Origin of the sequence: Enterococcus sp. DIV0574, from assembly GCF_051711125.1 — a bacterium.
Lineage (GTDB): Bacteria > Bacillota > Bacilli > Lactobacillales > Enterococcaceae > Enterococcus_D > Enterococcus_D gallinarum.
Window position 1 is genome coordinate 1,196,716 of the sequence record NZ_JBIOMA010000001.1, and the last position, 12,698, is coordinate 1,209,413.

The window sequence follows — 12,698 nt, forward strand, 5'->3', positions numbered from 1 at the left end:
AGTCCGGTTTTTGGTACTATTCGGAGTAGGAGTTGGTTAATTATGGATAAAAAAATTTTGCGTGAACAAGGGCTAACCCGACTCAAGCAACTGGATCCACGAACAAAGCAAACCAAAGAGCAGATCATTCAGTCTTTGTTGTTTGCTTCCGAAGAGTGGCTCGAAGCAGAATCCATTGGCGTGATTCGGTCATTGCCGTTTGAATTTGATACAAAGCCGATTTTTGAGCGCGGATTTCACTCTGGCAAACAAATTGCCGTGCCACGTTCTGTGAGAAAGAAACTTCACTTTTATCAAGTGGAACCACAGACTGAATATCAGCTTTCCAGTTTTGGGGTAGAAGAGCCTCTTTCTCAAAAAAAAATCGATGCATTGGACCTGGATCTTTTGATCGTTCCTGGTTTGATTTTTTCTCATGAGGGATATCGGATTGGTTTTGGCGGCGGTTATTATGATCGGTTTCTGGCAGATTTCCAAGGGAAAACTGTGTCATTGGTTTTTGCAGAACAATTTGATGTCCGGTGGCAACCTGATTCTTTTGATATTCCGGTCCAGAAAATAATCACTGATAAAGTTTCTTTCGGAGAAAAAGGAGTAGACAATGAATAAACAAATGAAACGCTGGCTTAATCGTCCAATCTTTACTTATACGTTTTTAGCCATCCAGACGTTAGTCTTTATTATCGGCTATATTAGTCCGATGACTCAAGTGATGGGGGTGATGTTTGGCCCTTATGTTGCTTATATGAACGAGTATTGGCGTTTTGTAACGCCGATTTTCATTCACTTTGGTCTCGCTCATTTTGCAGTGAATTCTGTTATTCTTTATTTTATGGGTCAACAGGTGGAAGCGATCTACGGTCATGCTCGTTTCTTCATTTTGTATTTGATGAGTGGGGTTATGGGGAACGCGATGAGTTTTGCCTTTAATCAGGCCGGTGTCCAATCTGCAGGTGCGAGCACGTCATTGTTTGGTCTGTTTGGTGCTTTTCTGATTTTGGGACTCCACTTTAAGAATGATTACCAGATCCAAGCGATGGTTCGTCAATTTGCATTGTTCGTTGTCTTGAATTTCGTATTTGGTCTATTTGATCAATCGATTGATATTTGGGGACATGTCGGAGGAATCTTAGGAGGATTCATCTTAGGCAATGCATTGGCTTTACCAAAGAACTTCGGGAAATATTCGATTCATACCCGCATTCTTTCCGCCATTGTTTTTCTTTTTTTACTGGCAGTTTTTGTGATATATGGTTTAAAAAAGTATCAAATACTTGTATAATAAGCAGGAAGTGTGTTTATGGAAACGTTATATGACGTACAACAACTATTGAAACAATTTGGTGTCTATATTTATGTTGGCAAGCGAATCTATGATATCGAGTTGATCCAGATGGAAGTCAAAAATCTTTATGACAGCCGTTTGATCGATCGAGATACCTATTTGACCGCTTGGCGCATTTTAAAGCGTGAACATCGGATTGAAGAAAGCCGGGAGGAAAATAAGTGATGGACAAAAAAATCATCGGGATTGATCTAGGAGGAACAACAGTCAAGTTTGCTGTGTTGACTTCTGAAGGAGAGATTCAACAAAAATGGAGCATCGATACCAATATTCTTGATGAGGGTTCTCACATCGTACCAGAGATCATTGCATCAATCAATCATCGTCTGGATTTGTATGGCATGAAAGCAGAAGACTTCATTGGGATCGGTATGGGGACTCCAGGAAGTGTCGATCGCAAAAAAGGAACAGTTATCGGTGCTTACAATTTGAATTGGAAAACGTTGCAACCTGTCAAAGAAGCGATTGAAAAAGGGACAGGGATTCCTTTTGCTATCGATAACGATGCCAATGTTGCTGCGTTAGGCGAACGCTGGAAAGGCGCAGGTGACAACAATCCCGATGTGATCTTTATCACCCTCGGTACAGGTGTTGGCGGTGGAATCATCATGGAAGGACAACTTTTGCATGGTGTAGCAGGCTGTGCAGGAGAAATCGGGCATATTACTGTAGATCCAGAAGGATTTGAATGTACTTGTGGGAAGCGTGGTTGTTTAGAGACCGTGTCAAGTGCGACGGGTGTCGTTCGGGTAGCAAGGCATTTGGCGGAAGAGTATGCTGGCGATTCTGAATTGAAAAAAAATCTGGATAATGGCGAAGATATTTCCAGCAAAGATATTTTTGAAGCGGCCCAAGCGAAAGATCCGTTTGCATTGATGGTAGTAGATAAAGTCTGCTTCTATTTAGGCCTTGCTTGTGGAAACTTGGGCAATACACTGAATCCTTCAAGTATTGTACTGGGTGGCGGTGTCTCAGCAGCAGGTGAATTTTTACGTAGTCGTGTAGCAGCTTACTTTGCAGAATTCACATTCCCGCAAGTAACGGAAAGCACGGTAATCAAATTAGCTGAGTTAGGGAATGATGCTGGTGTGATCGGCGCTGCGTCATTAGCATTACAATTTGCAAAGTAGAGAGGAATAGGTAAGATGTCTGTTTGGAACTGGATTAATATTATTTTAGGATTGATTTTATTGGCAATCGCATTGAATTGGGCGTACTTCCAAATTATGGGAAGACGATCAGCCAAAATCATTTCCGAAGAAGAATTTAAAAATGGCATGAAAAAAGCACAAGTGATTGATGTGCGGGAGAAAAACGAGTTCGATGCCGGTCATATCTTAGGTGCACGAAATATCCCATTTACGGTATTAACCAATTCGTTTAGCGCATTTCGGAAAGATCAGCCCATCTACTTATATGATACCCGTAAATCTCTAAGTATCCGTGCTGCGAATAAACTTCGCAAAGAAGGGTTTAAAGAAATTTACATTCTAAAAGAAGGCTATGAAGGCTGGAGCGGAAAAACGAAAAAGAAAACTAGTTAATCAATCAAAAGACTGAGATCAATGATTAAACAAGATGTTCCTAAGAGGCGCGAGAATGAATCGTTAGAAACCATTCAGCAGCTGTAACTGAGAATCTTGTCATCATGGACTCGGTCTTTTTTTTTTGAAAGAATGTGTTAAGGTAGATTCAAAGGAGTGGAAGGAAATGATTAAAGTAAAACGTGTATACGAGGCTGCAGCACCCACAGATGGTTATCGGGTCCTTGTTGATCGAATCTGGCCAAGAGGCGTCAAAAAAGAAGTGGCGGCGATTGATTCTTGGTTGAAAGAGGTTGCACCTAGTACGGAATTGCGTAAATGGTTTGGTCATGATCCAGAGCGCTTTGATGCGTTTTGTCAAAGATACCTAGCAGAACTAAAAAAGAAGCCAGCCGATGATGCCTTTAGTGCATTGCAGCAAATAGTAAAAGACCATAAAACCGTGACATTGGTTTATGGTGCAAAAGATGAAACACATAATCAAGCGGTTGTATTAGCTGAAGAATTGAAAAAACTGCCATTGAAGTAAAAGCTTCAATGGCAGTTTTTGTATTAACGAGAGACACTTTTACGCATAGCTCGTTTTCTTTTTTCTTCATTTAGTGCTTGTTGTTCGTCAATTGGATCGATCACTTGTTTTTTGACAGTCATGACTACGCTAGCAGCTGCTGCGATAGTTGCTACTGTACCAACTAAGAAACCTGAAAGAAATCGTTTCATTCTTCTCCACCTCGCCTTTATCTATTTATTTCTATTATGAAACAAAAGTACAAAAATATCAAAAATAAGCCCTTGTATCGAGAGTAAAGGATTGATAAAATTTAGTAAATATTTTATAATAAATTTACTAAATGAAATGAAGGAGCGAAAAAGATGGAACAGCTACAACAAATTTTTGCAGAAAAATTCGGTGAAAAAGGCACAGGATCGTATTTTGCACCAGGACGAATCAACTTGATCGGGGAACATACAGATTATAATGGCGGGTATGTCTTTCCAGCCTCTATCACGATAGGAACGTATGGTGTAGCACGAAAACGGGCAGATAAGCAAATACGTCTTTATTCGGAAAACTTCCCTGAAAAGGGGATCATCACTTTTTCCTTAGACGATTTGGAGTACCGCAAAGAAGACGACTGGACCAATTACCCTAAAGGTGTGATTCGCTATTTGAAAGCAGCGGGTCATGCAATCGACTCTGGTATTGAAATCGCTTTTTATGGCAATATTCCTAATGGTGCCGGCTTGTCTTCTTCAGCCTCCATTGAATTATTGACAGGAGTGATTCTTGATGATTTGTTCGGATTGGCGATCGAACGTTTAGAGTTGATTTTGACAGGGAAAAAAGTTGAGAATGAATTTATTGGGGTTAATTCAGGTATCATGGATCAATTTGCTATAGGAATGGGGAAAAAAGATCATGCATTATTGCTAGATACCAACACTTTAGCTTATGACCTTGTACCTGCAGAATTTGGGGACTATGTCGTAGCTATCATGAATACAAACAAGCGGCGGGAATTGGCAGATTCAAAATACAACGAGCGCCGTGGGGAGTGTGAAGAAGTATTAAAACGACTTCAAACGAAACTGAAAATCCAATCGCTTGGTGAATTGGACGAAGCAACGTTCTTTGCACATACTTCACTGATTGAAGATCCAACCTTGATCAAGCGCGCAAAACATGCTGTAACTGAGAATCAGCGTACCTTAAAAGCTAAAGCGGCATTGGAAGCGGGAGATTTAGAATCTTTTGGTCATCTGTTAGATGCTTCTCATGCTTCTTTAAGAGATGATTATGAAGTTACGGGTATCGAGTTAGACACTTTGGTGGCAGCGGCACAAGAACAGCCAGCAGTTTTGGGAGCCCGAATGACAGGGGCTGGATTTGGTGGTTGTGCAATCGCTTTGGTGAAAAAAAGCGAGTGGGAAGCTTTTGCAACGGCTGTCAAAGAAAGCTATCGTGAAAAAATCGGCTATGAGACAGATATTTACCAAGCAAGCATTGATGATGGCGCGCGAAAACTGTAGAATGTAAGACGGATTCATTGAATAAATGAAAGAAAAGGATGATTAAGAATGGCTATTTTAGTATTAGGGGGCGCCGGATATATCGGCTCTCATGCAGTTGATCAATTGATTACGAAAGGATACCAAGCCGTTGTCGTGGATAACCTTTTAACAGGTCATCGTCAAGCAATCCATCCAGAGGCTGTTTTCTACGAAGGAGATATTCGAGACAAAGCATTTTTGCAAAGCGTTTTTGAGAAAGAAACGATTGATGGCGTGATCCATTTTGCCGCAAGCTCTCTTGTCGGTGAATCAGTTGAGAAACCGTTGAAATACTTCAACAACAATGTGTATGGGATGCAGGTATTATTAGAAGTAATGAAAGACAACAACGTTGATCATATTGTCTTTTCTTCTACTGCAGCGACTTATGGCGAGCCAGAACAAAGCCCAATCACAGAAGAAACACCTACAAATCCCAAAAATCCTTATGGGGAAAGCAAACTCATGATGGAAAAAATGATGCGTTGGTGTGATGAAGCTTACGGCATGAAATACGTCGCTTTACGCTACTTTAATGTTGCAGGAGCTAAATCAGATGCTTCAATCGGGGAAGACCATGATCCTGAGACTCACTTAGTTCCAATCATCTTGCAAGTCGCTTTAGGTCAGCGTCAGGAGCTAGCAATTTTCGGTGATGACTATGATACGCCAGATGGAACTTGTATCAGAGACTACGTACACGTAGAAGATCTATGCAACGCCCACATTTTAGCATTAGAATATTTGAAAAAAGGCAATCCTAGCAATGTTTTCAATCTTGGCAGCAACAATGGCTACTCAGTCAAAGAAATGTTGGATGCCGCGCGTACTGTTACGCAAAAAGATATTCCAGCGAAAGTAGCACCGCGACGTGCCGGAGATCCGGGAACATTGGTCGCTTCTAGTGATAAAGCAAAAGCGGTGTTAGGTTGGGAACCTAGTTACACCGATGTGAAACAAATAATTGAAACAGCTTGGAATTGGCACGTTAGCCATCCAGAAGGTTATCAAGACTAGGAGGCAACAAAATGACGCTCAGTCAAACAACCTGTGATTTCGTGACATTAGCGATCCAGGCTGGTGGATGGATGGAAATGGATCGTATTTATTTACAAAATAGGATCCTTGGTATGATTGGTGAAGAAGCCTTTGAATCAGCTACTGTACGACCGGTCGAAGAATCAGCCGTGGTATTGATGGATCAATTGGTCACTCAAGCAAAAAAAAATCAGGTAATCGGCGAGGCACTTGCTGAAACCGAAATCCTTGAAGCGCAATTGATGGATTTCTTGACGCCACCGCCTTCTGTGGTCAATGCTTTCTTTGCCCAGCACTATGCAAAAGACCCACAAGAGGCAACGGATTATTTTTACCATTTATGTCAGCAAAATGATTACATCAAGACTCGAGCCATCAAGAAAAATATTGTTTTTCCGGTAATGACCGAGTATGGAGAATTAGAGATCACGATCAATCTATCCAAACCCGAAAAAGATCCGAAAGAAATCGCTGCGCAGCGAGCAGCAGCAGCGATCGATTATCCTAAATGTCTCCTTTGTTTGGAAAATGAAGGTTATAAAGGGCGGCTGAATTACCCGGCTCGAACAAATCATCGCATTATTCGGATGAATCTGGACGGCGAAGCGTGGGGGCTTCAGTACTCTCCGTACGCTTATTACAATGAGCATTCCATCTTTTTGTCTTTAGAGCATCGTCCGATGAAGATCACGCGCAAAACCTTTGATCGTCTATTGCAAATCATTGAGGTTCTGCCTCACTATTTTGTCGGTTCAAATGCTGATTTGCCAATCGTAGGCGGATCGATCTTGTCCCACGATCATTATCAAGGTGGACGGCATACATTTGCGATGGCAAAAGCACCCATTGAGAAAACATTCAAACTAACTGGTTTTGACGAGCTAACGGTGGGAATCGTTAAATGGCCGCTTTCGGTTATTCGGATTCAAGGTCGAGACAAGCAAAAAGTGGCTGCTGCTTCTGATTATATTTTGGCACAATGGAAAGAGTACTCAGATCCTTCCGTTTCGATCAATGCTTATTCAGAAGATGGCACACCGCACCACACCATCACACCAATTGCTCGAAAACAGGGCGAATACTTTGAAATGGATCTTGTTCTTCGGGATAACAATGTTTCTGACGAACATCCTGATGGTATTTTTCATCCTCATAAAGATGTTCAGCATATCAAAAAAGAAAACATTGGGTTAATCGAGGTGATGGGATTAGCGGTCTTGCCTCCACGTTTAGCAACGGAGTTAGAAGAAGTGAGGGCCTATCTTCTTGATCAGCCAAATCAAATTGCTGCTTATCATATTCCGTGGGCACAAGAGATGAAGGAAACCTACACCATCACTGAGGAGAATGTAACAGAGATTGTTTATCAAGAAGTTGGTGGGATTTTTGCAAAAGTTTTGGAATACGCAGGAGTTTTCAAGCGAGATGCATCCGGTCAGGCTGCATTCATGCGTTTTATCAATAAACTTTGAAGTTATTGAGATGAATTTGAAAGAATGGAGGCGCGGGAATGGCTACAATTAAAGATATTGCTGAACAGGCAGGCGTTTCACCAGCGACTGTTTCTCGTGTCCTCAATTATGACAGTGAGTTAGCCGTCAGTTCAGAAACCAAAGAAAAAATATTCAAAACCGCCGAAGCACTGAACTATACAAAACATAAAAAGAAAAGCCAAGTCGAAAACGGTCGGATTCGTTTGATTCAGTGGTTTGATACCGAAGAAGAACTGGCCGATCTTTACTATTTAGCTATTCGGCTTGGGATTGAGAACAAGACGGAAGAATTGGGGATTCGCTTGTTAAAAGAATCGTTTGCTTCTATCAGTGAGACCCAAGTAGATGGAACGATTGCTTTAGGAAAATTTGATGCCCAGCAGATCGCACAATTAAAAAAGACGCAGCCTCATCTGCTACTCGTTGATTTTGACGGGCTGTCGGCTGGAGTGGATTCATTGGTAGTCGATTTTCAGCAAGCAGTGGATTTGGTCATTGATCATTTTGTTGCTAAAGGACATCAAAAAATCGGTATCTTATCTGGTATTGAATTTACAAAAGGAAGTCGACAAGAAATTGAAGATCCGCGGCTGACGCTATTCAAGGAACGACTGACACGCTTGCGTCTTTATGACGAAGGGTATCACATTGCAGCAGCGTTTACTGTCGAAGATGGATATCAGGCAATGAAACAGTTCTTGCAAGACGCCTTGCCACTGCCTACTGCGTTATTTGCTTCCAGCGATGCTTTAGCCATCGGAGCACTGCGGGCACTGCAGGAAGAAAAGATTCGTGTGCCAGAAGATATCTCCTTGATCGGCTTTAACGATGTCAGTGTTGCCAAGTATGTTTTTCCAACCCTTTCGACAATCAAAGTTCATACGGAGTGGATGGGAGAGTTGGCTGTAACCACACTACTTGAGATCATCAAGAATCCAGCTCCTGTTCCGCGAAAGGTCACTATCGCAACGGAGTTGATTAAACGTCAATCTACGAATCAATGATGGGAAAGTTCATCTGCAACAAATAGAAATGTCCTGAGAATCTATGGGAAAAAGTCTCCAGTAATGGAACAGTTTTCCGTCGCAGTTAGAAACTGTCGCGGCTGCCATAGATTCTTTGGCCATTTTTTTAGTTCACCAGTAACCATGCACCTATGAAAGCAAATAAGCAAAGTTTGGCATTTTATCAGAATATGGTAAAATATGAGTGAGTTTTTTGATTGGGGAGAAAAAGCAATGAAAACATTAGCGATCGATACATCAAATCAAACATTGGCCATTGCAGTCATGGATGGTCAGGAGATCCTAGGACAAAGTCAGACGATGGCTATCAAAAATCACAGCAGTGCATTGATGCCAGCAATCGATTTATTGATGCAATCTGTGGGGGTATTGCCGCAGCAGTTAGAGCGAATCGCAGTTGCCCAAGGTCCGGGATCTTATACAGGATTGCGGATCGGTGTCACGACCGCTAAAACATTAGCCGATACATTACATATCCCATTGGTGGGCGTGTCGAGTTTGAAGAACATAGCTGCGAATTGTGTTGGGGTTTTGAAAGTGATCGTACCATTATTTGACGCACGTCGCAACAATGTCTATGCTGGTGGCTATCGTTGGCAGGAAGGGAAGCTGCAGTCAGTGATCCCTGACCAGCATGTGGCATTACCGACATTGTTGCATGCATTAGCTGAGTTGCACACAGAGGTACTTTTTGTTGGCGCTGATGCTGCAAAATTTGCCCCGCAAATCACTGAAGCAATGCCGTCTGCACAGATCAATCACGTTTCTTTGTGGAATTATCCGAATGGCGTCGTGTTGGCAGAATTAAGTGAAACAGAGGAACCCGTTTCGTCGATCCATGATTTTGTGCCAGAGTATTTGAAACTTGTTGAAGCGGAAGAAAAGTGGTTGGCATCTCATACTCCAGGAGCGGATACGTATGTTGAAAAAATTTAAATCTTTCAAAGGAAAGCTGACCCTTTTTCGTAAAGTTCAATACCCGGAACAGACGAAAACGATTCAGGATGAAACGTATGTGATTCGTGAAATCGTCGGCGAAGATATCAAAGAGTTACTGCAAGTGGAACGATTGGTGTATGCCGGGGAGCTGCCTTGGACCAAGAGCGCGTTTCTTTCAGAGATTTATTCGCGATTTAAGCATTTGTACTTGTGTATCTTACAAAATGAGCGCATGATCGGTTTTGCGGGCGTTCGTTTGTTGGGAGAAGATGCTCATATTACCAATATCGCTGTTATACCTGAATATCAAGGCCGAGGTGTCGGCTCTTTTTTGTTGACTGAAATCGAACAGTATGCGCGAAAAAACAAATGTGACCGAATTTCGTTAGAAGTGCGTTTAAGTAATCGTGACGCTCAGCGGCTTTATCGACAGCTGGGCTTTGTCTCACGAGCGATCAAAACTGCCTACTATACAGAAGGAAATGAAGATGCATTGGATATGGTGAAATTTTTAAATGAATAAACTGTTGAATAAAGAAGAGTTGCCTGCAAAAAGCGAAGAGCTGTTATGGCAATTGGCAGAAGCGAGTTACCAAGATGGCTCTCCCTGGACTTGTGAACAATTCAAGCAGGATTTGGCTGCTGTTGACAGTCACTATTTAGTACTCCAGCCAATGGAGGCATTTGTTAGTTACCGTCGGGTTTTAGACGAAGCTGAAATCTTTAATCTCGCAGTCTTACCGGAAAAAAAAGGACAGGGATTGGGGAAACTCTTGCTGCAAGCTGTTATTCAGTCTTGTCAATCTGCTGGCGTTGAAAGGATTTTTCTAGAAGTGCGGGTCCGTAATTTTCCAGCACAAGCCTTATACCTGCGAATGGGTTTTGAAATCATTGGGCGGCGCAAAAATTATTATAGTCATCCTCAAGAGGATGCATTGATCATGGAAAAGAAAGTGAGGCCAGCATCAATCAAATGAATGAATTGATTTTAGCCATTGAAAGCAGCTGCGACGAAACAAGTGTCGCTGTCATAAAGAACGGGGACACGATTTTAAGCAATATCGTGGCTTCTCAAATTAAAAGTCATCAACGTTTTGGTGGCGTTGTCCCAGAAGTAGCTAGTCGACATCATGTGGAGCAGATTACTCTTTGTTTAGAAGAGGCACTGAAACAAGCAGAAGTGACACCAGAAGACTTATCCGCTGTAGCGGTCACGTACGGTCCAGGTTTAGTAGGGGCGTTGCTGATCGGTCTTTCGGCAGCCAAAGCGTTTGCCTGGGCGCATGGATTACCCTTGTTGCCAGTCAATCATATGGCGGGGCATATCTATGCGGCCCGTTTTGTCAAACCTCTGACCTTTCCATTGCTTGCCTTGCTAGTGAGCGGTGGTCATACGGAGTTAGTTTATATGACAGAAGATGGTTCCTTTGAGATTATTGGCGAGACACGTGACGATGCTGCAGGAGAAGCATATGACAAGGTAGGACGAGTCTTAGGACTTTCTTATCCTAGCGGAAAAGAAATCGATCGTTTGGCGCATTTAGGTGAGGACACGTACCATTTTCCCAGAGCAATGATTCATGAAGACAATTTTGATTTTAGTTTTAGCGGATTAAAGAGTGCCTTTATTAATTTTGTCCATAATGCGCAGCAACGAGGAGAAACATTGGACGAAGCCAACCTTGCTGCTAGTTTTCAAGCAAGTGTCGTAGAGGTTTTGGTCACTAAGACGATTCGCGCCTGCAAGACTTATCCTGTCAACCAATTGATTGTTGCAGGTGGCGTTGCTGCAAACCAAGGCCTGCGTCAGGCACTAGATGAAGCAATGAGTGACCTGCCTGAGATTGACTTGATTATCCCACCTTTGCGTTTATGTGGCGATAATGCGGCAATGATCGGGGCCTTTGGGCATATTTTGTTAGAAAAAAAACAGTTTGCCCCACTATCTTTGAATGCTGTGCCAAGCCTAAGTTTTGGTCATGAAATGAAATAATCAAGCATTTGCTGCTCAACATTACAGAGAAGACCGTGGCGTCATCGGGATACGAATCCGAATGGCAGCCCACGGTCTTTTGTTTAATTATTTGGATAAAATTGATTAAAAATACGTAAAACTTGTATATATTGAATAAAAATTAGAAAAGATGTATACTGGCTAAAAAACATAGGCAAGAAAGGGTGCAAAAGAAATGAAATCCGTTTTTAAAGGTCGCAGTTTTTTAGCAGAAAAAGATTTTACCAGAGATGAATTGCAGTATCTGATCGATTTTTCATTACATGTAAAAGAATTAAAGCAAAAGAATATCCCGCATCGTTATTTGGAAGGAAAAAATGTCGCTCTTTTGTTTGAAAAAAATTCTACTCGGACACGAGCTGCCTTTACCGTTGCTGCCGTTGATCTAGGAGCGCATCCGGAATTTTTAGGAGCAAACGATATCCAGATGGGATCAAAAGAATCTGTTGAGGACTCTGCAAAAGTATTTGGTCGGATGTTTGATGGGATCGAATATCGAGGATTTAGCCAAAGAATCGTTGAAGACTTGGCGAAATATTCTGGTGTACCTGTCTGGAATGGATTGTCTGACATGTGGCACCCGACACAGATGATCGCAGACTTTATGACGATTCAAGAAAATTTTGGCAGTCTTGAAGGTCTGACGATCGCTTACTGCGGCGATGGAAGAAATAACGTTGCGCAATCCTTACTTGTGACTAGCGGGATTCTCGGTGTTGCTATTCGAATCATCGCACCAAAAGAATTACAGCCGGAACAGCAAGTCATCGAGCTGGCAGAGCAATTTGCCCAAGCATCACAAGCCGAAATTTTGATTACAGATGATGTGGCATCTGTAGCAGGAGCAGACGTCGTTTATACCGATGTATGGGTTTCAATGGGAGAAGAAGCAAAATTTAAAGAACGAATCGACTTGCTGATGCCTTACCAAGTAAATGCCGAATTAATGAAAAAAACCAATAATGAACAAGCTATTTTCCTTCATTGTTTACCAGCTTTTCATGATACACAAACCAAATATGGGGCCAAAATCGCTGCTGATTTTGGCTTGAAGGAGATGGAAGTGACGAATGACGTTTTTCACAGCAAGCAAGCGCGCCAGTTCGATCAAGCAGAAAATCGCCTTCACTCTATCAAAGCCATTATGGCTGTCACCCTAGGAGATCTTTTTATTCCAAAGGTTTAACTAGCGAAATCCATACAAAGGCGAAAAACCGGCTAGCCAAACCGATTATTTTTTGTTATACT

The 12,698-nt window shown here is 42.1% G+C and carries 16 protein-coding genes; 15 read left to right on the top strand and 1 reads right to left on the bottom strand.

The features are described 5' to 3' along the window. Positions 1-42 precede the first annotated feature (42 nt). The 6 genes from IGJ45_RS05930 (at position 43) to IGJ45_RS05955 (ending at position 3,418) form a co-directional block, all read left to right on the top strand. Positions 43-609 carry a 5-formyltetrahydrofolate cyclo-ligase gene (locus IGJ45_RS05930; RefSeq protein WP_005472181.1) on the top strand — a complete coding sequence of 189 codons (567 nt, stop codon included), beginning with the start codon at positions 43-45 and terminating at the stop codon, positions 607-609. Continuing rightward, a complete protein-coding gene (locus tag IGJ45_RS05935) occupies positions 602-1,282 on the top strand; it encodes a rhomboid family intramembrane serine protease (RefSeq protein WP_003126848.1) in 681 nt (226 codons plus the stop codon). The genes IGJ45_RS05930 and IGJ45_RS05935 overlap by 8 nt, the downstream gene beginning before the upstream one ends. A gap of 18 nt (positions 1,283-1,300) precedes the next feature. After that, entirely contained in the window at positions 1,301-1,510 is a 210-nt protein-coding gene (locus IGJ45_RS05940; protein WP_005472182.1) for a YqgQ family protein, read from the top strand. Then, on the top strand, positions 1,510-2,475 hold the full coding sequence (locus IGJ45_RS05945; protein ID WP_103299881.1) for an ROK family glucokinase: 966 nt from the start codon (positions 1,510-1,512) through the stop codon (positions 2,473-2,475). Before IGJ45_RS05940 ends, IGJ45_RS05945 begins: the two co-directional genes overlap by 1 nt. A 15-nt stretch (positions 2,476-2,490) precedes the next feature. After that, entirely contained in the window at positions 2,491-2,889 is a 399-nt protein-coding gene (locus IGJ45_RS05950; protein ID WP_005472184.1) for a rhodanese-like domain-containing protein, read from the top strand. Between the two features lie 166 nt (positions 2,890-3,055). Then, on the top strand, positions 3,056-3,418 hold the full coding sequence (locus IGJ45_RS05955; protein ID WP_005472185.1) for a DUF488 domain-containing protein: 363 nt from the start codon (positions 3,056-3,058) through the stop codon (positions 3,416-3,418). A gap of 23 nt (positions 3,419-3,441) precedes the next feature. On the opposite strand, the gene IGJ45_RS05960 is transcribed toward IGJ45_RS05955, so the two are convergent. Further along, positions 3,442-3,609, bottom strand: a complete 168-nt coding sequence (locus tag IGJ45_RS05960) for a DUF3042 family protein (protein WP_003126853.1) — start codon at positions 3,607-3,609, stop codon at positions 3,442-3,444. 153 nt (positions 3,610-3,762) lie between these two features. On the opposite strand from IGJ45_RS05960, the gene IGJ45_RS05965 reads away from it, so the two are divergent. From IGJ45_RS05965 to argF, 9 genes are all read left to right on the top strand, one after another. Then, positions 3,763-4,920, top strand: a complete 1,158-nt coding sequence (locus IGJ45_RS05965) for a galactokinase (RefSeq protein WP_409531810.1) — start codon at positions 3,763-3,765, stop codon at positions 4,918-4,920. A 48-nt stretch (positions 4,921-4,968) separates the two neighbouring features. Further along, a complete protein-coding gene (gene galE, locus IGJ45_RS05970) occupies positions 4,969-5,958 on the top strand; it encodes a UDP-glucose 4-epimerase GalE (RefSeq protein WP_021151224.1) in 990 nt (329 codons plus the stop codon). A gap of 11 nt (positions 5,959-5,969) precedes the next feature. Continuing rightward, positions 5,970-7,451: a UDP-glucose--hexose-1-phosphate uridylyltransferase gene (galT, locus tag IGJ45_RS05975; RefSeq protein ID WP_423121542.1), complete on the top strand. Its 1,482-nt coding sequence runs from the start codon at positions 5,970-5,972 to the stop codon at positions 7,449-7,451. 38 nt (positions 7,452-7,489) lie between these two features. Then, positions 7,490-8,476 (top strand): LacI family DNA-binding transcriptional regulator, encoded by a 987-nt coding sequence (locus IGJ45_RS05980; RefSeq protein WP_003126857.1) that lies wholly within the window; start codon positions 7,490-7,492, stop codon positions 8,474-8,476. A gap of 234 nt (positions 8,477-8,710) precedes the next feature. Then, on the top strand, positions 8,711-9,433 hold the full coding sequence (tsaB, locus tag IGJ45_RS05985) for a tRNA (adenosine(37)-N6)-threonylcarbamoyltransferase complex dimerization subunit type 1 TsaB (protein WP_081131704.1): 723 nt from the start codon (positions 8,711-8,713) through the stop codon (positions 9,431-9,433). Further along, positions 9,417-9,959: a ribosomal protein S18-alanine N-acetyltransferase gene (rimI, locus tag IGJ45_RS05990; RefSeq protein WP_021151217.1), complete on the top strand. Its 543-nt coding sequence runs from the start codon at positions 9,417-9,419 to the stop codon at positions 9,957-9,959. The genes tsaB and rimI (IGJ45_RS05990) overlap by 17 nt, the downstream gene beginning before the upstream one ends. Next, positions 9,952-10,413: a ribosomal protein S18-alanine N-acetyltransferase gene (gene rimI, locus IGJ45_RS05995; RefSeq protein ID WP_003126862.1), complete on the top strand. Its 462-nt coding sequence runs from the start codon at positions 9,952-9,954 to the stop codon at positions 10,411-10,413. Before rimI (IGJ45_RS05990) ends, rimI (IGJ45_RS05995) begins: the two co-directional genes overlap by 8 nt. Next, entirely contained in the window at positions 10,410-11,429 is a 1,020-nt protein-coding gene (gene tsaD / locus IGJ45_RS06000; protein WP_003126863.1) for a tRNA (adenosine(37)-N6)-threonylcarbamoyltransferase complex transferase subunit TsaD, read from the top strand. The genes rimI (IGJ45_RS05995) and tsaD overlap by 4 nt, the downstream gene beginning before the upstream one ends. Positions 11,430-11,625: 196 nt before the next feature. After that, positions 11,626-12,636 (top strand): ornithine carbamoyltransferase, encoded by a 1,011-nt coding sequence (gene argF, locus IGJ45_RS06005; RefSeq protein WP_409531811.1) that lies wholly within the window; start codon positions 11,626-11,628, stop codon positions 12,634-12,636. Positions 12,637-12,698: the final 62 nt, after the last annotated feature.

Coding starts and splice junctions, on each gene's coding strand:
- rimI (WP_021151217.1), top strand. CDS start 9,417: ATGTTGAAAAAATTTAAATCTTTCAAAGGAAAGCTGACCCTTTTTCGT.
- IGJ45_RS05930 (WP_005472181.1), top strand. CDS start 43: ATGGATAAAAAAATTTTGCGTGAACAAGGGCTAACCCGACTCAAGCAA.
- IGJ45_RS05945 (WP_103299881.1), top strand. CDS start 1,510: ATGGACAAAAAAATCATCGGGATTGATCTAGGAGGAACAACAGTCAAG.
- galE (WP_021151224.1), top strand. CDS start 4,969: ATGGCTATTTTAGTATTAGGGGGCGCCGGATATATCGGCTCTCATGCA.
- galT (WP_423121542.1), top strand. CDS start 5,970: ATGACGCTCAGTCAAACAACCTGTGATTTCGTGACATTAGCGATCCAG.
- IGJ45_RS05980 (WP_003126857.1), top strand. CDS start 7,490: ATGGCTACAATTAAAGATATTGCTGAACAGGCAGGCGTTTCACCAGCG.
- IGJ45_RS05935 (WP_003126848.1), top strand. CDS start 602: ATGAATAAACAAATGAAACGCTGGCTTAATCGTCCAATCTTTACTTAT.
- tsaB (WP_081131704.1), top strand. CDS start 8,711: ATGAAAACATTAGCGATCGATACATCAAATCAAACATTGGCCATTGCA.
- IGJ45_RS05955 (WP_005472185.1), top strand. CDS start 3,056: ATGATTAAAGTAAAACGTGTATACGAGGCTGCAGCACCCACAGATGGT.
- rimI (WP_003126862.1), top strand. CDS start 9,952: ATGAATAAACTGTTGAATAAAGAAGAGTTGCCTGCAAAAAGCGAAGAG.
- argF (WP_409531811.1), top strand. CDS start 11,626: ATGAAATCCGTTTTTAAAGGTCGCAGTTTTTTAGCAGAAAAAGATTTT.
- IGJ45_RS05940 (WP_005472182.1), top strand. CDS start 1,301: ATGGAAACGTTATATGACGTACAACAACTATTGAAACAATTTGGTGTC.
- tsaD (WP_003126863.1), top strand. CDS start 10,410: ATGAATGAATTGATTTTAGCCATTGAAAGCAGCTGCGACGAAACAAGT.
- IGJ45_RS05965 (WP_409531810.1), top strand. CDS start 3,763: ATGGAACAGCTACAACAAATTTTTGCAGAAAAATTCGGTGAAAAAGGC.
- IGJ45_RS05960 (WP_003126853.1), bottom strand. CDS start 3,609: ATGAAACGATTTCTTTCAGGTTTCTTAGTTGGTACAGTAGCAACTATC.
- IGJ45_RS05950 (WP_005472184.1), top strand. CDS start 2,491: ATGTCTGTTTGGAACTGGATTAATATTATTTTAGGATTGATTTTATTG.